Genomic DNA, 20943 nt, shown 5'->3' with positions numbered 1-20943 from the left:
AAATAAATACGTCGATCATTGTCAAAGGCCGGGTGATATCCGGTCTTTTTTTGCATGCTGTAAAACGAGACAAATGAATCAGTTTGAGACAAAACGAGACACACGTCTCAAACTGTCTCCAAAGTGAAGACGAGAAGACTGGTTTTACGGGCTCAAAAGACTGGCACACTTCTTGCATTTATAATGGTGAACCCTAAATAGAAGGAGGCGCACAAAATGGAATTGTTAAAACGAGAAGGCTTATCATTAACTGAGGAAAAAGCGCTGTGGATGTACCAAAAGATGCTGGAGATCAGGGGCTTTGAAGACAAAGTGCATGAACTGTTCGCCCAGGGAGTGCTTCCCGGATTCGTTCATTTATATGCCGGTGAGGAAGCTGTGGCTGTAGGGGTGTGCGCTCATTTACATGATGGCGACAGCATTACAAGCACCCACAGGGGACATGGACATTGTATCGCCAAAGGCTGTGATTTGGACGGCATGATGGCGGAAATTTTCGGAAAAGCGACCGGATTGTGCAAAGGCAAGGGCGGTTCTATGCACATTGCGGATCTTGATAAAGGCATGTTAGGCGCAAATGGAATCGTCGGGGGCGGCTTTACGCTCGCATGCGGATCAGCGCTCACGGCTAAATATAAACAGACTAAAAATGTAAGCGTTTGCTTTTTCGGGGACGGGGCAAATAACCAAGGCACCTTCCACGAAGGGCTGAATTTAGCGGCTGTATGGAACCTTCCTGTCGTGTTTGTTGCTGAAAACAACGGCTATGGCGAAGCTACCCCATTTGAGTACGCATCAGCCTGTGATTCAATCGCCGATCGGGCAGCTGCTTATAACATGCCGGGGGTTACAGTTGACGGCAAAGATATTTTAGCAGTTTACCAGGCAGCCGAGGAAGCGATAGAAAGAGCAAGAAACGGCGGCGGCCCGTCTTTGATTGAATGTATGACCTACAGAAACTACGGCCATTTCGAAGGAGATGCCCAAACCTATAAAACGAAGGATGAAAGAGTTGAGCACCTTGAAGAAAAAGATGCCATTCAAGGTTTTAAAAACTACCTTTTAAAAGAAACAGATGCTAATAAGCTGTCAGACATTGAACAGCGTGTCAGCGAATCGATTGAAAAAGCCGTCTCGTTCAGCGAAGACAGCCCATATCCAAAAGATTCGGAGCTGCTGACAGATGTGTATGTGTCATATGAAAAAGGAGGAATGTAAGAGATGGCGAGAGTCATAAGCATGTCAGACGCGATCAATGAAGCAATGAAGCTTGCGATGAGAAAAGACGAAAATGTGCTTTTGATCGGTGAGGATGTCGCCGGGGGAGCGGCGGTCGATCATTTGCAGGATGATGAAGCATGGGGCGGTGTATTAGGGGTCACAAAGGGGCTCGTACAGGAATTCGGGCGCACAAGAGTGCTGGACACTCCGATTTCTGAGGCGGGCTATATGGGTGCGGCTATGGCTGCGGCATCAACCGGTTTGAGACCGATTGCCGAGCTGATGTTTAACGATTTTATCGGCACGTGCTTTGACCAGGTGATCAACCAAGGGGCGAAATTCCGTTACATGTTCGGCGGAAAAGCGCAAGTGCCGATTACCGTCCGCACCACATACGGAGCAGGGTTCCGGGCCGCTGCCCAGCATTCACAAGCGCTGTATGGCCTTTTCACGAGCATCCCTGGACTGAAGACAGTTGTTCCATCCAATCCGTATGATGCCAAAGGTCTTCTGCTTGCAGCAATAGAAGATAATGATCCGGTGTTCTTCTTTGAAGACAAAACGTCCTACAACATGAAGGGCGAGGTGCCGGAAGATTATTATACAATTCCCCTCGGAAAAGCGGATATCAAACGCGAGGGCAATGATGTTACGCTCTTTGCAGTCGGCAAGCAGGTCAATACTGCGCTTGAAGCGGCTGCACAGCTTTCAGAGAGGGGCATCGAAGCCGAGGTCCTTGATCCGCGCAGTCTGTCCCCTCTGGATGAGGATGCGATTTTCACATCGTTAGAAAAAACAAATCGTCTGATCATCATTGATGAAGCCAATCCGCGATGCAGCATTGCCACGGATATTGCTGCGCTTGTCGCTGACAAGGGCTTTGATTTGCTTGATGCGCCGATTAAACGGATTACAGCGCCGCATACACCGGTTCCGTTTTCACCAGTGCTTGAAGATCAATATTTGCCGACACCAGATAAAATTGTCAGCGTCACGCTTGAATTGCTTGGCGAGCCGGCAATGAATTAAAGGGGGAACACAAATGGCGGTAAAAGTAGTGATGCCAAAATTGGGAATGGCCATGAAACAAGGGGAAGTATCGATATGGAATAAAAAAGTAGGCGACCCGGTTGAAAAGGGAGAAAGCATTGCCAGCATTCAATCGGAGAAAATTGAAATGGAGATCGAAGCGCCTGAAAAAGGAACGCTGATCGATATCAAAGTGAAAGAGGGAGAAGAGGTTCCGCCCGGCACAGCGATCTGCTATATCGGGGACGCCAATGAGTCGGTGCAGGAAGAGGCGAGCGCGCCTGTTGCTGAAGACAATATGCCGCAAGCCGTTCAGCCCGTCAAACAAGAAAACAAACCCGCAGCCTCCAAAAAAGATCGAATGAAAATATCTCCAGTCGCCAGGAAAATAGCAGAAAAAGCAGGATTAGACCTAAAACAACTGAAAGGAACTGGACCAGGCGGACGAATCGTGAAGGATGACGTAACAAAGGCTCTTGCTGAACAGAAAAAAGATCAGGCAAAGCCTGTGTCGGAGCAGAAAGCGCAGGAAATCCCGGTGACAGGCATGAGAAAGGTCATCGCTGCCCGAATGCAGGAAAGCCTGGCAAACAGCGCGCAGCTGACGATCACGATGAAAGCTGATATCACCAAGCTTGCCACTCTTCAAAAACAGCTTTCACCAACTGCGGAAGAGAGATACGGCACAAAACTGACGATCACTCATTTTGTCTCAAGAGCCGCCGTTCTCGCTCTGCAAGCTCACCCTGTGCTGAACAGCTTTTATCAAAATGAGCGCATCATCACACATCCCCATGTGCACCTTGGTATGGCTGTAGCCTTGGAAAATGGCTTAGTGGTGCCTGTCATCCGCCATGCTGAAAAGCTATCGCTGATAGAACTGGCTCAATCTATCTCAGAAAATGCCAAAAAAGCACGCGAGGGACGTACGGGAAGCGAAGAACTGCAAGGATCTACTTTCTCCATTACAAACCTTGGCGCGTTTGGAGTTGAGCATTTCACACCGATACTAAATCCGCCGGAAACAGGCATTCTCGGCATCGGAGCAAGCTATGACACGCCGGTGTATCAAGGGGAGGAGATCGTCAGAAGCACGATCCTGCCACTCAGCCTGACATTTGATCACAGAGCGTGTGACGGCGCCCCTGCCGCTGCATTCCTGAAGGCGATGAAAACATATTTGGAAGAACCCGCAGCATTAATTTTATAGGAAAAGCAGGTGAAAACGACATGACATTAGCCATTATCGGCGGCGGACCTGCAGGCTATGCGGCTGCGGTTTCCGCGGCACAGCAGGGCAGAAACGTGCTGCTTATTGACAAAGGCAAGCTTGGAGGGACCTGCCTGAATGAAGGCTGCATCCCGACAAAGTCTTTGTTAGAAAGCGCAAACGTTCTTGATAAAATCAAGCATGCCGACAGCTTTGGAATCGAACTTCCGGCAGGTGCGATATCAGTCGATTGGAGTAAAATGCAAAGCCGGAAACAACAGGTTGTCAGTCAGCTTGTCCAAGGCGTTCAGTACCTAATGAAGAAAAATCAAATACAGGTTGTAAAGGGAACAGCCTCCTTTCTTTCTGAAAGAAAGCTCTTGATCGAAGGAGAAAAAGGAAAAGAAATCAGAGAGGCGGACCAAGTATTGATTGCCTCCGGATCAGAGCCAATCGAGCTGCCTTTCGCCCCGTTTGACGGCGAATGGATCCTCGACAGCAAAGACGCGCTTTCTCTTTCCGAGATTCCGTCTTCACTAGTCATTGTCGGCGGCGGTGTCATCGGGTGTGAGTATGCAGGGCTGTTCGCCAGATTGGGATCGAAGGTGACCATCATTGAAACAGCGGACCAGCTGATCCCGGCTGAAGATGAAGATATTGCCCGTCTCTTTCAGGAAAAGCTAGAGGAAGATGGTGTTGAAGTGCATACCTCATCCCGGTTAGAACGGGTGGATCAAACGGCCAAAACGGCAATATGGAAAAGCGGTCAGCGAGAGTTTAAAACGAAGGCCGATTATGTGCTGGTGGCGATCGGCAGAAAACCCCGTCTTGACGGATTACAGCTTGAACAGGCCGGAGTTGATTTTTCTCCAAAGGGCATTCCGGTGAATGGGCACATGCAGACGAACGTGCCTCATATTTACGCGTGCGGAGATGCTATAGGGGGCATTCAGCTCGCGCATGCCGCTTTCCATGAGGGCATCATCGCTGCTTCTCATGCTTCCGGAAGGGATGTCAAAATCAATGAGAAACATGTGCCGCGCTGCATCTATACGTCCCCAGAAATCGCGTGTATCGGAATGACAGAACGACAGGCAAGAAGCATATACGGCGATGTGAAAATTGGCGAATTTCCTTTTTCCGCAAACGGCAAGGCGCTCATTAAACAGCAAGCGGAAGGAAAGGTCAAAATCATGGCTGAACCGGAATTCGGCGAAATCGTGGGTGTCTCGATGATTGGCCCGGATGTAACCGAGCTCATCGGCCAAGCGGCAGCGATCATGAATGGTGAGATGACGGCAGATATGGCGGAGCATTTTATCGCCGCCCATCCGACTTTATCGGAAACATTGCATGAGGCGCTGTTAAGCACGATCGGCCTTGCGGTACATGCATAATAAAGGAAAAAGCAGGCGCATGGATATAAGGCGCCTGCTTTTTTTATTGTTGAAAGCGCTTTATTTTTCCCCTACAATAGATGAAAACGGCGTGTAAGGGAGGAGCGATCAAGGAAATGAATTCGGTCCCAAACGATTTGCAAACCTGGAAACGTTTTGTGAAAGACGGTGTGCTTGACGAAGCCCGATTAAGAAAACGGATTGCAGAGTCATGGCATCGCTGCAAAAAAGCTGAGGTCAATCCTTATTTAGAAAAAGGCCCGAAGGTTTTACAGCAAACGGAGCTGGATCAGCAGTCAAAAAAACATTCATTCTTCTTGACGACCGCAAAGCCTTACCTCGAAAAACTGCTGCCTGCCATAAAAGAAATGGAAATGATGGCGCTGTTAATTGATTCAGACGGTGTTGTTTTGGCATTGGACGGCCATTCCCGCGCGCTCTATGAAGCCAAACGCATCAACTTTGTCGAAGGGGCATGCTGGACGGAAACGGCTGTCGGAACAAATGCGATTGGCACGGCACTCCACATTAGCGAGCCGGTTGCGATACAAGGATCAGAGCATTACTCCATTGCTTCCCATCTTTGGAACTGTTCAGCCGCTCCGATTCACCATGAGGATGGCAGCCTTGCGGGTGTGATTGACATATCGTGTCCGGCGGCAGGCGCTCATCCTCATATGCTCGGTATTGCCACTGCGATCGCCTATGCAGCTGAACGGGAACTCGCAGCTAAAAGCCGTGAGAAAGAGCTCGAGCTGATCAGCCGTTTTGGAGAGAGGGCTGCATCCAGTGTGCCGATGGTGCTATGCAATACCAAGCAGCACATCATCAGTGCGAGCATACCGATTCGAACCTCAATACCGGATTGGCAGGGCCGGCACCTGTATGAGCTGAAGGAACGGGGCTACTCAATCGAAAAAGCTGTCACCATAGGAGATGGCGGCACTTGTTTTTATCTTTCGGAACAAAAGAAAAAGAAGGTGTTTCGATTCAATGGAGTGATCGGGCAAAGCGGCCGATCGCAAGCGATGCTGATGAACCTTGAACGTGCAGCTGCGGCAGATGCAACGGTCTGTTTGTCGGGCGAAACTGGTACGGGAAAGGAAGTCGCGGCTCGCGCGCTTCATGAGAACAGTGAGAGACGGCACGGTCCGTTTATTGCTGTCAATTGCGGAGCGATTCCGTCTGATTTGATTGAAAGCGAACTATTCGGATATGCAGAGGGCGCTTTTACGGGAGCGAAACGAAATGGCTATAAAGGCGCCTTTCAAAAAGCGAATCAAGGCACATTATTTTTAGATGAAATCGGAGAAATTTCCCACTCGATGCAGGTTGCGCTTTTACGAGTGCTTCAGGAACGTAAGATAACGCCAATCGGCGGGACGAAAGAAATTCCGGTTGATATCAGAGTTATTGCCGCCACACATTGTGATTTACGCGAGCTTGCCGAAAACGGAAAAATCAGAGAGGACTTGTTTTACCGTCTTCATGTCTATCCAATTGAACTCCCTCCATTACGCGATCGCACCGAGGATATCCCGGACCTCTTTGAGCACTACAAACAGAAGAATCATTGGCCAGGCGAACTTCCTTCTGATTTTTGTAATGTGCTGAAGCAATGGAAGTGGCCGGGGAATATCCGTGAGCTGTTTAATGTGTTTGAACGTCTTTCTATCAGATTTCCGGACGGCCGGCTGAGGGATGAACCGCTACCCGCTTTACTGGAAGCCGCTGGATTGCCGGCCAGCTCTGCAGAAAAAAAGCCGGCTGCTGCCGGCGTGCTTACCTTTCGTGAGCAAATCCAAAAGGATATGATGATCAAAGCGCTTGAATCAGCAAAAGGAAACGTCTCTCAAGCCGCAAAAATCAGCGGGATCCCCCGAAGCACTTTCTACAAACGCCTGAAAAAATTCAACTTGTCCGCTGAATCATAAAGCATACTTCCTTCAGGAAATGGAAACGTTATGTATTGAAGGAGGGTGTTACGATGAATATTCAAAGGGCGAAAGAAATTGTAGAATCTCCCGACATGAAGAAAGTAACATACAACGGCGTTCCTATTTACATTCAGCACGTAAATGAAGAAACTGGAACAGCAAGAATTTATCCGCTTGACGAACCGCAAGAGGAGCATGAAGTGCAGCTGAACAGCTTAAAAGAGGATTAAACAAAAATGGCCCGCTTCATAAGCAGGCCATTTTGTTATCCGCGCGGCGCAAATAAAATAACACAGACACCGATGAGACAAATGAATGCGCCGATCCAGTCATACAGATCAGGTGTTTTCCGGTCAACAAGCCATCCCCACAGGACCGCAAGCACGATGAATACTCCGCCATAAGCGGCGTATACACGGCCGAAAGATGGGAAGGACTGAAACGTCGGAAGAATGCCGTATACAATGAGGATCAGCGCCCCGGCAATTCCGTAGCCGGCTGGCTTTGCCTCTCTCAGCCATAGCCAAACCAGATATCCGCCGCCAATTTCAGCAAGCCCTGCCGCGAGAAATAAAAGAATGGTAATCAGCATCATGAGCACTCCTCAATTTGCATTTATCTTTCATTATAGAGGAGGAGAGCTTTTAAAGCTTCGGATGATTCTCAAATTCCTTCAAATACGCTTTTCGCTGAACCTCTGTAAATTGGCTGATCCAATTGTTTTGAGCCTCTTCATTCAAATGGGGAAGGATATAGCGTTCAACCGCTTCGAAAAACAGCGGATTCGCGATGATGTTCCAGGTCGGGATTCGAACGATTTTGCCGTCTGTTTTCTCGATGATAATATCCTCAAAAAAGATCCCTTTCAAACTGTATTGATGGCGCCCCATATAAAGCCGCTTCACCTCGGAAAACAGCACGCTGCGCTTTCTCGAGAAGATTTCGCCACTAGGTCCGGTCTTTATGGTGAAAATGACATTTCCACGGCTTGTGAACGCAGGAAAAGCCATAAAGAATGTGATCAATCCATAAATCATCGCCAGTAATCCGCCGCCCAAATAAAGCAGGGCATATTTAGATTCAAACGTGAGGGCTTCAGACACCAGCCAGACGCCCACAATAAAGGCGCCCCCTGTAGCGAGGAACAGCCATATTCTAAAAAACAGTCTGCTTTTGACCTTAATTACTTCATTGTTTTTCAATTGCTATTCTCCTTTATCGCTCTTTAGCAAAAAAGTATTCCTTTTATCACATCTTTATTTGCTGTTACGATAGAAAATTCATTTTGGGTAATACCTGTTACCAGCCAAGTATGATGGCTGCCAGGCAGAACGAAAGCCATGTCAGCCACTTGCGGGGAGTTGTCTTTATCATAAACCAGCCGCATCAGCGTATCCATTTTTCCTTTTCGCAAAGCCAGATCATTTACAAAACGGGTAACGTCCTCTTGGTGATCATGCTTATCTAGAAACTCCTTGAGATGTGTGGGAGTGTCTGAAGCGCCCTCCAAAAGCAATTCAAATTCAGTTGATGTCAGAGAGATCAGTGATTCTTTGTGATCTTCTGCATCTATTATATTTAAAAACTCGGATGTTTTAGAGAGTAATCCATTAGTTGAATCCATTTTTTTGATTCTATGCACCTGTTCATCAAACAGCAATTCATGAGAGTAAGTACCAAACTTTGAAACATGGCAGGATATATTCTGTTCTTTGCCTTGTTCATCAAATTTGGACAGCTTCACTGTATAGTCGGCGTCGTTTAACACATGGATAAACGGACAGTATTCGTCCTTTAGCCGATATTGATGATTCCGATATTCCGCCGCATCTTTGGCTAAGAGTGAGCGGCACGCGGCTTCAAATAAGGCGCCGAGCTGTTCATCTTCTATTTCGGGAAAATAGGCTTGTTTTAAGGCCATTCCCTGTTCGAAAAACCCTTCGCTGTAAAAACAAAACAAGAGTTCTTCTATGCTGATTGTAAACTGCTTCATTGTTTATTCTCCTATCCAAATGAAAATTTCCCTTTAAGGAAATGGGTTGCGCCGTGTATGAGCGAATCCGCTGTTTTCTTTGCTTTTTCTATTCCTTTTTTCGCACTGTCTATCCCTTTATGTATCGTTTTATTCGCCGCATCTATGCCGTCATTCACTGATTTGACGACTTTGCCGGCTGATTCCAGTCCTTTTTTGGCTGTATCAACGACAGCATGGATCGGTTCTTTAAGTTTTATCGCTGCTTTTTCAGCATAGACTGATGTGAATTTTGCGATTTTTTCCCCAACAAACCCTCCTACTGCCGAACCAATTGTGCCTCCGATTACTGTGCCGACAGGACCTAACACACTTCCTACGGCACCGCCCACAACAGCACCAGCTGTGGCACCGCCGGCAACAAAAATCGTATTATTCACAGCATTCCCGACGGCCTTGGCGTTTTCACGCTTGAGAACTTCGGGTTTGTCCTGGTATTTTGCATAATTTTCAGCAATTTTCACGCCTGCTCCGAATGTTTCGGTCGCACCGGTAATCAGTGTGGCGGTAATGGCATTTCCTTTCGCGAATCTCAAGCCCGTTTTTCCCACATCCTTCAAAGTGGAGCGTACGCCGGCTTCATTAAGAAATCCTTTTGTGTAGCTTCTGACGCTGTTTGAAAAATCCACCGTGTCCTGAGGGAAGTATTTTGTAAACTTTTTATGTACCAAATCTGAAAATGGACGGTTTGTCTTTTTCAACAAATATTTAGGATTCAAAAGCACTCTTGCCGCTTTTTGATAACGTGAGCTGTCAACGGCCCTGGAAATATCCAAGAGCAGTTTTGAGTGCTGGGCTGTATGCAAGCCGCTTGGCTGTTTCACAAATTTCGTAAGCCCTAATCCGTAATATTTTCCCTGCGTCAGCATAAGAGCGGTTAAGCTTGTCATCGTACCGTATTTGTCGTAGGCATTGTAGAGCTTTCGCAAAATATCATCTTGTTCCACAAATTTATCGCCCGTTTTTCTGATGAAAATCTCATTGTCACTTAGCTTGGTGACGAGCGCTTTTCCTGAGCTCCACGCATCGCCCACTCCGGAAAAACAGCTGCTGTAGCGGGGATCGCATTGCAAAATCATCTGCCCCAGCTCCACATGCAGGTCCTTATATTTGTTTTCCATATCAGTTAATTCAGTGACTACATCATTTGCAAGCTGTTCGAGCTTATCCGGATCAATTGCAATGTTTCCTGACACACCGTTCACCTCCCGAGTTTATGTCTTTCCTCTCTTGCTTTACGCTCCAGTTCTTCCATTCTGGCAATTTCAGCTTTTCGTTCTTCTATTTTGACAGCGGCAGCCTTCAGCTCTTGGCTTGTTTCAAGCAGCTCCTGTTCGAATTGATCGTAGGCGGCTTTCGTTTCCTCGAAATCCTGGTCAAACGAATCTCTTGATTTGCCCTGCCAAGCATCTCCCAATGCAGATAACCGGGATTCAAGCAGCATTTTGGAGCTTCTGACCTCTTCTGCGGCCGCACTGTACTTGTTTGCCAGCTCAATGACTTTATATGAGTCCAACTTTTGTCCCCTGCCTTTTCTAAATTCACGCACAATTGGATGTTTTATATAAATGATTATAAATAATTCGGCATGTATCCGAATCGTACAAAAGAACCTTTTCATAAGAATTGGAAGGGCGTATATTCACTTAAAATTCACAGTTGGTGAGACTTTAAGATTACAAAAAAGGTAAAAAAAACAAATCCCTCAGACATAAGGCAAATGAGAAATTTCCCGCTCTATGGGAAAAAACACTAAAGTTGATCAAATGACCTAAGTGCGCCAAACGTGTTACGGGACGGGCTATCTCATGGTATAAATGGAATTGTAAACGTTATCAAGGAGGTCGTCATATGAAGAAAAAATCATTCTCAATCGTAATAGCGGGCGGAGGGAGCACTTTCACTCCAGGGATCGTACTCATGCTCTTGGACCATTTGGAGGAGTTTCCGATCAGAAAGCTGAAGCTGTATGATAATGATAAGGAGAGACAGGATCGAATTGCAGGCGCCTGTGACGTTTTTATCAGAGAAAAAGCGCCGGATATTGAATTTGCAGCGACGACTGACCCGGAAGAAGCTTTTACAGATGTCGATTTTGTTATGGCGCACATCAGAGTAGGGAAATACGCGATGCGTGCGCTTGATGAGCAAATTCCGTTAAAGTACGGAGTTGTCGGCCAGGAGACGTGCGGGCCGGGCGGGATCGCATACGGTATGCGTTCGATCGGCGGTGTGCTTGAAATATTAGATTACATGGAAAAATACTCGCCTGATGCGTGGATGCTCAATTATTCCAATCCGGCGGCAATTGTGGCTGAAGCTACGAGACGCCTTAGACCGAATTCTAAAATTCTCAATATCTGTGATATGCCGGTTGGGATCGAAGACCGGATGGCGCAAATTCTTGGCTTATCCTCAAGAAAAGAAATGAAGGTCCGCTATTACGGATTAAATCACTTCGGCTGGTGGACATCAATTCAGGATCAAGAGGGCAACGATTTAATGCCGAAGCTGAAGGAGCATGTATCTCAATACGGCTATATTCCGAAAACAGAGGCTGAAGCGGTGGAGGCGAGCTGGAATGACACATTCGCCAAAGCGCGTGACGTGCAGGCAGCAGATCCTGACACACTGCCGAATACGTATTTGCAATATTATTTGTTCCCGGATGATATGGTGAAAAAATCAAATCCGAATCATACGCGGGCAAATGAAGTGATGGAAGGGCGCGAAGCTTTTATTTTCAGCCAATGTGACATGATCACACGTGAGCAGTCCTCGGAAAACAGCGAAATCAAAATCGATGATCACGCATCATATATCGTTGATCTTGCCCGGGCGATTGCCTACAACACAGGTGAAAGAATGCTGTTGATCGTTGAAAATAACGGCGCAATTGCGAACTTTGACCCGACTGCGATGGTCGAGGTGCCATGCATTGTCGGCTCAAATGGGCCTGAACCGATTACCGTCGGCACCATTCCGCAATTCCAAAAAGGGCTTATGGAGCAGCAGGTATCCGTTGAGAAGCTGACTGTTGAAGCATGGGCGGAGAAATCGTTCCAAAAGCTGTGGCAGGCGCTAATTTTGTCAAAAACAGTGCCGAACGCGCGTGTGGCAAGACTCATTCTCGAGGATTTAATGGAGGCCAACAAAGACTTCTGGCCTGAGCTTGATCAAAGCCCGACCCGTATATCATAACTGAAATTCCCCCATTTTCGAATCTGTAATTGTATATAATAGAAAGAAAATGGGGGGATCTGATATGCAGCTCGAAGAACTGATCAATCAGCACTACAGCAAATTGAATGACAACGATTTTCATATTTTAAAATATATATTGAATCATAAGCACACATGCTATCACCTTGGAATCGACGCGCTGGCCAAAGCTTGCAGTGTATCGCGTTCCTCAATTTTACGGCTTGCCCAAAAGCTCGGTTTCAGTGGCTACAGTGAATTTCGCGTCTTTTTAAAGTGGGAAGATCAGCCGGAAGAAGGCGAGAGTATGAGTTTTGAAAAGCTGCTTGATGATATTGAAGCAAATTTGAAGTTCTTAAGGACAAAGGACATGACGGACATGTGCCAGCTGATTGATGAAGCTGACCGCATTTTCGTCTACGGTTCTGGAAATGCGCAAAAGATATGCGCCCGCGACCTGCAAAGAATGTTTATTCCGCGTCATCGCTATCTTATTTTGATTGAAGACACGAATGAATTTAATCTGATGCGCGGGGATTTTAAAGTGAACGATCTGTTTATCATCATTTCTCTTTCCGGAGAAACACCGGAGCTGATTCCTCAGGCAAGAATGCTTTCTGCAAAGGGTATTCCCTTTATTTCCATTACGAATTTAAAAAACAATGTCCTCGCCCAGCTGACTCCGCATAATCTTTATGCGACAAGCAAACCTGTGACATTAAGCGATAAAACGGAAATTGTCGCTTTTGCACCGTTTTTTCTCGTTGGCGAAGCATTGTTCCGCGCATATGTTGATTACAAAGAGGCAGAAAAAAATGACAATGAGTAGCAGGGGGTTCTGGTATGATGCAAAAAATTCAGCGCTTTGGAAGCGCGATGTTTGTGCCTGTTTTATTATTCGCGTTCGCCGGCATTATCGTCGGTATCAGCACGCTCTTTAAAAATAAAACCCTCATGGGACCGCTCGCCGATCCTGACGGTTTTTGGTATCAGTGCTGGTATATCATTGAGCAGGGCGGCTGGACTGTCTTTAACCAAATGCCGCTCTTATTCGCCATTGGCATCCCGGTTGCTTTGGCGAAGAAAGCTCAGGCACGCGCTTGTTTGGAAGCGCTTACCGTCTACCTGACATTCAACTATTTTGTCAGCGCGATATTGACGGTATGGGGAGGAGCATTTGGCGTCGACATGAATCAAGAGGTCGGCGGAACGAGCGGGTTAACGATGATTGCGGGCATAAAAACGCTCGATACCAACATTATCGGAGCCATCTTTATTTCTTCGATTGTCGTCTTTTTGCATAATCGCTATTTTGATAAAAAACTGCCCGATTTTCTCGGCATCTTTCAAGGCTCAACATATATCGTGATGATTTCCTTCTTTATTATGATCCCAATTGCCTTGGCTGTGTCTTATATTTGGCCGATGGTTCAATCGGGAATCGGCTCGCTTCAAAGCTTCCTGGTTGCTTCTGGGGCGGTGGGCGTTTGGATATACACGTTTTTGGAACGGATTTTAATTCCGACCGGCCTTCATCACTTTATTTACACGCCGTTTATTTATGGCCCGGCTGTAGCGGAAGGCGGGATCGTCACGTATTGGGCACAGCATCTTGGCGAATATTCGCAAAGCGCCAAACCGCTGAAGGAGCTCTTTCCGCAAGGCGGATTCGCGCTTCACGGCAACTCGAAAATCTTCGGTATTCCGGGTATCGCCCTGGCTTTTTATGTGACAGCCAAAAAGGAAAAGAAAAAACTCGTCGCAGGGTTGCTGATTCCTGTCACACTGACAGCGATTGTCGCCGGTATTACAGAGCCAATTGAGTTTACGTTCTTATTCATTTCACCTTTCTTATTTGCGGTTCACGCCGTGCTTGCCGCCACAATGTCGACAGTTATGTATATGGCCGGCGTCGTCGGAAATATGGGAGGCGGGCTGATTGAGGCGGTGACCTTGAACTGGATTCCGCTCTTTGGCAGCCACGGTATGACATATGTGTATCAAATTTTGATCGGGCTCTCGTTTACAGCAATTTATTTTTTCGTCTTCAGATTTTTAATCCTCAAATTCAATATCGCTACACCAGGACGGGAAAAGGATGAACAGCAGGAAACAAAGCTATATTCGAAAAAGGAATACAGAGAACGAAAAAACAAGGATGAAACGGCCTCCGCTGCTGAAACGGCTGATGACACCGCTTTTCTGTATATTGAAGCGCTGGGCGGAAAAGACAACATCACTGAAGTCACAAACTGCGCCACCCGCCTCAGAGTCAGTGTCAAGGATGAAACAAAGGTTGAACCCGACAGCGTATTCCGCGCGCTTGGCGCACACGGCGTTGTCAGGAACGGGAAGGCGTTTCAGGTGATTATCGGATTAAGCGTACCGCAGATGCGGGAGCGTGTGGAAAAAATACTAAATGAATAGGTGAAATTATTTGATCAGTGCGCTGTTTAAAGACAGCGCTTTTTTGTTTGTCATACGTTTGCCACTTATAAGTGCAAGGGATGTTATGTTTCTTAAAAATTGAAACCAATAGGGGGAGTAAAAATGGAAAATTATACAACGTTTTTAGGTCTTTACAAACCTGAAAGCACTGAAAGTATTGAAATTGATTCCAAGCTTGCCGAGAATTTCGAAACGATTGATAGTAAAATTGGGATTGCATTAAGTAATGGAATAACAACTTTTGAAAACTTAAATGAAAGACTCAAAATGTATGAGAACAGATTTGAGTACCTTGATGAACGAAACGTAATGGATTATGGAGCTAAAGGAGACGGGGTCACAGATGATACGCAAGCATTTCATGATGCGATGGCCGAAGGTGGCTATCTCATAAAAGTCCCTGCAGGCGTATTTAGGGTATCTGGCTTGCTCGTTCCTTCGAATACAATGCTGGTTGGAGCGGGTAAAAAAAGGACCATCATCAAGTTATTAGACGATACGCCAGTTGGTCACTCTGTACTCACCAATAGTGATCATACAAATGGTAATGAAAATATCTACATTGGACATTTGACACTGGACTGGAATAAAGATACGCGTCCTGCTGGATGGAAGATCCCTAAGGGGCCCACTTCAAGCTGCTTGCTTTTTGCAAATGTGGATTACTCTTTTGTAGAGCATGTTTTTGCAAAAAATGCCGGCCTTCACGGGTTTGATGCTACAAGCCCTAATTATAACAGACACGGAGAAAATGATGATCCTACCTTTTATCAGCCTGGTGGCTGCAACTTTGTAACCTTCTCATATTGCGAAGCAACAGGCTCTGGCGATGATAATTTCACATGTCACTTTGGAAAGCATACGACTTTCAGTCATTGTCTTTCTTACCATCCGATGGGGTTAAATGATGGGTCTTCAAATACAAACTGTTTTGAAATCGATGATGGCTCTCAGGATGTAATGGTTGATAGCTGCATCGCAATTGGAGGAGTTCGAGGATTTGAAATTAAAGCTCATGATTATGCTCCGGCCGCAAAAAGAGTTCAACTTGTGAACTGCCGCGCCTATGAAAATGCAATTAGTTTTTGCATTCGGCATATAGGACACCACACAGCAAGTGATCCTCAATCAGCATCAGCTCATGACGTTCAGCTGGCTAACTGTATCGCATATAACCCTAAGCCGAGTGATCTGTACAAAGGGGCAGGGCCGAATGCATTGCAAATTTCAGGTTACGATGGCGTCAATGTGGTTAATTTTCATGCTATATGCGATGATTCCTCCATTAACTATAAGGGAAATTCAGTCGTAAGCGTGTATTATAAAGGGCGTCTAATCAATTTAAAGAATATAACGATTCGAGGATTTAAAACTGCTGATAATGATCTTTATATTGTAGGTGGCGACAATTCCGTCGGCAAGGTAATGATTGATGGTGTGACATTGATCGATTCAGCCGAAAAGGGTGTTGTTTTTGGGAGCGGTATGTACGAGTCTGTAGTTAGTAATGTATGGGGGCAAAGATCGCCTAAAAATAACAGTGGTACAGTTGGGATTTTTTCTGTTGACCCTGATCTTAATGTTTCTAATTGTGACTTTTCAGGCTACGAAACAGATTTTAAGATTGGCGGCGTTGTGACGCCGTACTTTTTGTTTAAACATAAAGGAAGCGGGATTATTGGCTCTCGTGATTCCCACGCTACTGGAAATAATAATTTTGTAGCTGGATCTGTTCGAAGCAGAGCAACTGGGGCTGCTCAATCTTCTGTGATAGCCTCATATAATACGATCAATCCGAACTCAGACTCAGTTGCTCTAGGATGGGCAAGTGGGAGCACACCATCCTCATCAAACAGAAAGATAGAATTTCATGCAAAAGATGGAACGATTAAGGCTTCAGGAAGCATAAAAAGTTCCCAAACGTTCTCGGATTACGCTGAATATTTTGAGAGCCTAAGCGGTGAAAAAATTCCGGCAGGAACCCTAGTTACATTGGAGGGTGATAAAATTAGACCTGCAAAAAAAGGTGACTTTATGCTTGGAGTTATTTCTGAAACAGCTGGTGTGATACTTGGTGAGTCAAGCTTCCATTGGTCTGGAAGATACCTGAAGAATGATTTTGGCGGGTATATTTATGAAAAACAGAAAGGTGCCAATGGCCAAATCGTCATGGCGCCTATGGAAAACCCTGATTATAAGCCAGATAAGAACTATGCCTCTAGGGAAGAGAGGGATGAATGGAATGTTGTGGGCCTTGTAGGACAGGTTTATGTAAGATGCGACAGCACAGTAGAAGCCGGAGACTTTATTCAAGCGCATAACAACGGAATTGCTACAAAAACGGTATCTCCTAAACAAAGGTGGCAGGTCATGAGAGTCATCAAAGAGTTCGACAAAAGTAAGGGATATGGAGTGGTTTTAGTTTTTATTCGGTAACATTAAAATGTACAGATTCTAAATAGAGTGCTTAACAATGCACTCTATTTAGAGTTTTAATTAGATTTTAGAAATTTTTCACCGCATTTTTATGAGATTATATTCCTCGCAAAAAGGTCTTCATTTTAAAATTTATCTTTTTCATTATTCCTACGGTTCCAGCAATCTTCCTAATTTATCTAAGTCTATCCAGCACCTCAACTTGAGTAGAGTAAAATCTTTGATATTTTTTAATGAACGCAGATCAGCAGTGAATAGCTCTCGAATAAAAGATAAAGTGATTTTGGTTATAGATAAATTCAGTGCTTTTCTATGCTTTCATAACACTTCATGACAGTAAAATTCTTTCATCAAGCCCTATAAACAATTAAAATAAAAAGTACATATTGCTAAAAGGGGTTTGGAGGCTTTTACATGCAAAAGGCTTTGTCGTTTTTAAAACCACATTCATTGCTGGCGGGAATTGCTCTGATTCTTATGCTGACGGAGCTTGCAGTTGAACTGATGCAGCCTTTATTGATTGCAAAAATCATCGACGATGGGATATTGAAGCAAGATCTGCGGCATGTATGGATATGGGGCACGGTCATGATCGGGCTGACCGTGTTATCCTTTGCGGCGGGGATGCTGAATTCCTTTTATGCCGCCCATGTCAGCCAAAGCTTTTCCTATGATACGAGAAAAGGGCTTTTTCAAAAAATCCAGTCCTTCTCCTATTCCACATTTGGACAGTTTTCGTCCTCTTCTTATATTACAAGGCTGACGAACGACGTCACACAGGTTCAAAATATGATTTTTATGAGTTTGCGGTTTATGCTGCGGGCTCCCTTAATGATTGCAGGCGGCATTGTGCTATCGCTTGCCGTTAATGTGAAACTCGGCTTTTTTCTGCTTGTGACCATTCCGATCCTGATCTTGTTTTTGCTATGGGTATTAAGGAAAGGCGGGGCACTGTTCCGCTCAGTGCAGAAAAGGCTGGATCAAGTGAACACTATCATGCAGGAAAATTTAATTGCAATCAAGCTGATCAAAGCGCTGCTTCGCGGCAGCCACGAAGTCAAACGATTTATCAAAGCCAACACAAGGCTGATGGAAAAAACGGTTTCGGCCTTTCAGCTTGTGGAATTCACGATGCCTGTACTGATGCTTTTGATGAATCTCTGCATCCTTTTGATTTTGTGGGCGGGGTCCTACAGTATCACGAGCGGAAGCACTCAGGTTGGCGATGTTGTTGCGATAATTAACTACGCAACACGAATTACAGGCGCGCTTTCGATGTTTCCATTTTTGATTATGATTTTCACCAGGGCGAAAGCTTCAGGGGATAGAATCGGCGAGGTGCTTGAAACAGAAGGCGATGAGCGGGAGGAAGGCATCATATCTGATCGTTTGTCAGGACGGATTGAGTTTCAGCATGTATCCTTTCGCTATCCTGAAATGGACAGAGAAGCGCTCAGGGATGTCTCATTTTCTGTAAAACCAAGAGAAACGATCGCGATTCTCGGTGCGACGGGCTCGGGCAAGTCCACGCTTTTTCAGCTCATTCCGCGGCTTTATCAGCCGGATTCAGGCCGCATTTACATAGATAAAAAGCCGGTTCAAGATTTTCCGGCTGAAGGGCTGCGCAGGCAAATTGGATATGTACCTCAGGAAGTCCTCTTGTTTTCCGGCACAATCAAAGAAAACATCGCTTGGGGCAAAGAAAATGCTTCACTAGATGAAATAATGGATGCGGCCAAACATGCGCAAATTCATGAAACGATTTTGAAGCTCCCAAATGGATATGACACAGTTTTGGGGCAAAGAGGCGTCAACCTGTCCGGCGGCCAAAAACAGCGAATTTCCATTGCGCGGGCACTGATTCGAAAACCGGCTATCCTTCTATTAGATGACAGCACAAGCGCGCTTGATCTGCAAACGGAGGCGAAGCTGCTTGAAGCAATCAGCACATACCATTGCACAACTTTGATCATTACACAAAAAATAACCACGGCGATGAAAGCTGATCAGATTTTGCTGCTTGAGGACGGCGAACTGATTGAAAAAGGCACTCATAGTGAGCTGCTTTCTGCATCTCAGTTATACAAGCGCATTTACGAGTCACAATTCGGAAGGGAGGGGAGCGAGTCATGCTAAAAGACATCCGCAAGCCTTTCCAATATCCCAAACTGCCAATTGACAAAAAAGAAGGCGCGAAAAAGCGGGCGAAAGCAAAGGATACAAAGGGCACACTGAGACGAATCTGGTCTTACTTGGCTGAAAGAAAAGGACTGCTCATACTTGTCATGCTGATGGTTGTCATCAGCGCGATATTCGGGCTCCTTGGCCCCTTTGTGATCGGAAAGGCCATTGACCATTTTATCGTCGGGAAAACGGTCAGCGGCTTGATTCCCGTTTTGCTTCTTCTGCTCGCTATCTATATCATTCAGTCCCTGTCGCTTTGGTTTCAAAACTATTGGATGATTACGATCTCGCAGGGCACGGTTTTCAGAATGAGAAGCGAATTGTTCACCCATCTGCATGAGCTGCCGATTCCATTTTTTGATAAACAGCGGCACGGCGAGCTGATGAGCCGGGTGACGAATGACATCGAAAATGTCAGTTCTACCTTAAACACGTCAGTCATTCAAATTTTGTCAAGCGTGATCACCTTTGTCGGGACGATTGCGGTGATGCTGTACATGAGCCCGCTCCTTACATTGATTACGCTGACCATTATTCCGGTGATGGCAGCGAGCCTGAAATGGATCACCAACCGAACGGGAAAGCTGTTTAAAGAACAGCAGAAAAACCTTGGTGATCTGAATGGGTATATTGAGGAATCTGTTTCAGGCGCAAAGGTCATCAAAGCATATTCACGTGAGAAGCAGATTACTGCTGAATTTCTCGAAAAAAACGCTGCACTCAAGACGTCGGGCTTTTGGGCGCAGACGATTTCCGGGTTTATCCCGAAGGTCATGAACTCTTTGAATAACTTAAGCTTTACAATGATAGCGGCAATCGGCGGTTTGTTTGCGCTGAAAGGCTGGATCTCGATCGGCTCCATCGTCGTCTTTGCCGAGTATTCAAGACAATTTACACGCCCTTTAAACGATCTGGCCAACCAGTTTAATACGATGCTGTCCGCAATCGCCGGCGCTGAACGGGTGTTTGACGTGCTTGATGAAAAAGAAGAGCGCGAGGATGAAAAGAACGCCGTGCATCAGCCCATCCAAACAGGCAGCATTGAATTCCGGGATGTGTCCTTCGGTTACGATAAAGGGCAGCAGACGCTGAAGCATTTACAGTTTACCGTGCCTGCCGGGCAGTCCATCGCGTTTGTCGGGCCGACGGGGGCGGGGAAGACAACCGTCACTAACCTTCTCGCCCGTTTTTACGAGCCTAACGAAGGAAAAATTTTAATCGACGGTACAGATATTAAAACCCTTACTAGAGCAAGCCTCAGAAAAAACATGGGGTTTGTTCTTCAGGATTCTTTCTTATTTCAGGGAACGATCAGAGAAAACATTCGCTATGGCAGGCTCGATGCTTCTGATCAGGAAGTCGAAGCCGCTGCAAAAACAGCGAATGCCCATAGTTTTATTGAAAGGCTACCAAAAGGGTATGACACCGTGCTGACGCAAAACGGTTCGGGCATCAGTCAAGGACAGAAGCAGTTGATTTCTATAGCGCGGGCGGTGCTTGCCGATCCGGTTCTTCTCATTTTGGATGAAGCGACAAGCAACATTGATACCGTAACAGAAGTCAACATTCAAGAAGCGCTCGCCCGTTTAATGGAAGGAAGAACAAGCGTCATCATTGCCCACAGGCTGAACACCATTCAAAGAGCGGACCAGATTGTGGTGCTAAAAGACGGTGAAATGATTGAAAAAGGCAGCCATGACGAGCTGATTCGGCAAAAAGGATTTTACGGTGACTTATATGAAAGCCAATTTGAGAAATAGACCTTTGTCCTGCACAGAGGTCTTTTTTGTTACAGATTTATAGTACTTTTATTTCATTTTCGTAAAATGTAACAAAATTACTTGACGT

General features: G+C 45.9%; 17 protein-coding genes. 12 read left to right on the top strand and 5 right to left on the bottom strand.

The genetic code is table 11. The annotated features are described in order from the left end of the window. The first annotated feature begins 216 nt into the window (after positions 1-216). The 6 genes from acoA to FB592_RS16630 all read left to right on the top strand — a co-directional run bounded on the left by acoA (position 217) and on the right by FB592_RS16630 (position 7024). Positions 217-1218, top strand: a complete 1002-nt coding sequence (acoA, locus tag FB592_RS16655) for an acetoin:2,6-dichlorophenolindophenol oxidoreductase subunit alpha (protein ID WP_015383114.1) — start codon at positions 217-219, stop codon at positions 1216-1218. 3 nt (positions 1219-1221) lie between these two features. Continuing rightward, positions 1222-2250: an acetoin:2,6-dichlorophenolindophenol oxidoreductase subunit beta gene (gene acoB, locus FB592_RS16650; protein WP_015252545.1), complete on the top strand. Its 1029-nt coding sequence runs from the start codon at positions 1222-1224 to the stop codon at positions 2248-2250. Between the two features lie 13 nt (positions 2251-2263). After that, on the top strand, positions 2264-3460 hold the full coding sequence (gene acoC, locus FB592_RS16645; protein ID WP_141949811.1) for an acetoin dehydrogenase complex dihydrolipoyllysine-residue acetyltransferase: 1197 nt from the start codon (positions 2264-2266) through the stop codon (positions 3458-3460). A 20-nt stretch (positions 3461-3480) separates the two neighbouring features. After that, a complete protein-coding gene (gene acoL, locus FB592_RS16640) occupies positions 3481-4857 on the top strand; it encodes an acetoin dehydrogenase complex dihydrolipoyl dehydrogenase (RefSeq protein ID WP_101501769.1) in 1377 nt (458 codons plus the stop codon). A gap of 116 nt (positions 4858-4973) precedes the next feature. After that, the gene (acoR, locus tag FB592_RS16635) at positions 4974-6791 is read left to right on the top strand and encodes an acetoin dehydrogenase operon transcriptional activator AcoR (RefSeq protein WP_014479182.1); all 1818 of its coding nucleotides are present in this window, start codon (positions 4974-4976) and stop codon (positions 6789-6791) included. 53 nt (positions 6792-6844) lie between these two features. Next, complete coding sequence (locus FB592_RS16630; RefSeq protein ID WP_003244276.1) at positions 6845-7024, top strand: small acid-soluble spore protein H; 180 nt, start codon at positions 6845-6847, stop codon at positions 7022-7024. Between the two features lie 35 nt (positions 7025-7059). Here the strand turns inward: FB592_RS16630 and FB592_RS16625 are convergent, their stop codons facing one another. Genes FB592_RS16625 through FB592_RS16605 form a run of 5 tightly spaced genes read right to left on the bottom strand, consistent with a single transcriptional unit; the run spans position 7060 to position 10342 of the window. Further along, positions 7060-7389, bottom strand: a complete 330-nt coding sequence (locus FB592_RS16625; protein ID WP_010886445.1) for a YnfA family protein — start codon at positions 7387-7389, stop codon at positions 7060-7062. Between the two features lie 49 nt (positions 7390-7438). Then, positions 7439-7996 carry a YfjD family protein gene (locus FB592_RS16620; protein ID WP_015715517.1) on the bottom strand — a complete coding sequence of 186 codons (558 nt, stop codon included), beginning with the start codon at positions 7994-7996 and terminating at the stop codon, positions 7439-7441. A gap of 23 nt (positions 7997-8019) precedes the next feature. After that, complete coding sequence (locus FB592_RS16615; protein ID WP_141949809.1) at positions 8020-8787, bottom strand: hypothetical protein; 768 nt, start codon at positions 8785-8787, stop codon at positions 8020-8022. 11 nt (positions 8788-8798) lie between these two features. Then, a complete protein-coding gene (locus FB592_RS16610) occupies positions 8799-10022 on the bottom strand; it encodes a hypothetical protein (RefSeq protein ID WP_141949807.1) in 1224 nt (407 codons plus the stop codon). Positions 10023-10027: 5 nt separating this feature from the next. After that, positions 10028-10342 carry a WXG100 family type VII secretion target gene (locus FB592_RS16605; RefSeq protein WP_014476174.1) on the bottom strand — a complete coding sequence of 105 codons (315 nt, stop codon included), beginning with the start codon at positions 10340-10342 and terminating at the stop codon, positions 10028-10030. A 335-nt stretch (positions 10343-10677) separates the two neighbouring features. Here FB592_RS16605 and glvA point away from each other — a divergent pair, with 335 nt between their 5' ends. The 6 genes from glvA (at position 10678) to FB592_RS16575 (ending at position 20855) form a co-directional block, all read left to right on the top strand. After that, positions 10678-12027: a maltose-6'-phosphate glucosidase gene (gene glvA / locus FB592_RS16600; RefSeq protein WP_041851167.1), complete on the top strand. Its 1350-nt coding sequence runs from the start codon at positions 10678-10680 to the stop codon at positions 12025-12027. A gap of 64 nt (positions 12028-12091) precedes the next feature. Beyond that, complete coding sequence (glvR, locus tag FB592_RS16595) at positions 12092-12856, top strand: MurR/RpiR family transcriptional regulator GlvR (RefSeq protein WP_014476181.1); 765 nt, start codon at positions 12092-12094, stop codon at positions 12854-12856. A 14-nt stretch (positions 12857-12870) separates the two neighbouring features. Continuing rightward, positions 12871-14454 (top strand): PTS maltose transporter subunit IIBC, encoded by a 1584-nt coding sequence (malP, locus tag FB592_RS16590; RefSeq protein ID WP_043940075.1) that lies wholly within the window; start codon positions 12871-12873, stop codon positions 14452-14454. A gap of 123 nt (positions 14455-14577) precedes the next feature. Beyond that, positions 14578-16911, top strand: coding sequence for a peptidase G2 autoproteolytic cleavage domain-containing protein (locus tag FB592_RS16585; RefSeq protein WP_043940076.1), 2334 nt, complete (start codon positions 14578-14580; stop codon positions 16909-16911). A gap of 414 nt (positions 16912-17325) precedes the next feature. After that, on the top strand, positions 17326-19047 hold the full coding sequence (locus tag FB592_RS16580) for an ABC transporter ATP-binding protein (RefSeq protein WP_103803356.1): 1722 nt from the start codon (positions 17326-17328) through the stop codon (positions 19045-19047). Beyond that, complete coding sequence (locus tag FB592_RS16575) at positions 19041-20855, top strand: ABC transporter ATP-binding protein (RefSeq protein ID WP_085187149.1); 1815 nt, start codon at positions 19041-19043, stop codon at positions 20853-20855. The genes FB592_RS16580 and FB592_RS16575 overlap by 7 nt, the downstream gene beginning before the upstream one ends. The last annotated feature ends 88 nt before the right edge of the window (positions 20856-20943 follow it).

Source organism: Bacillus sp. SJZ110, assembly GCF_006715455.1.
Lineage (GTDB): Bacteria > Bacillota > Bacilli > Bacillales > Bacillaceae > Bacillus > Bacillus subtilis.
Note: the sequence above shows the minus strand (reverse complement) of the source record. Positions and strands in the feature narration are given on the sequence as shown.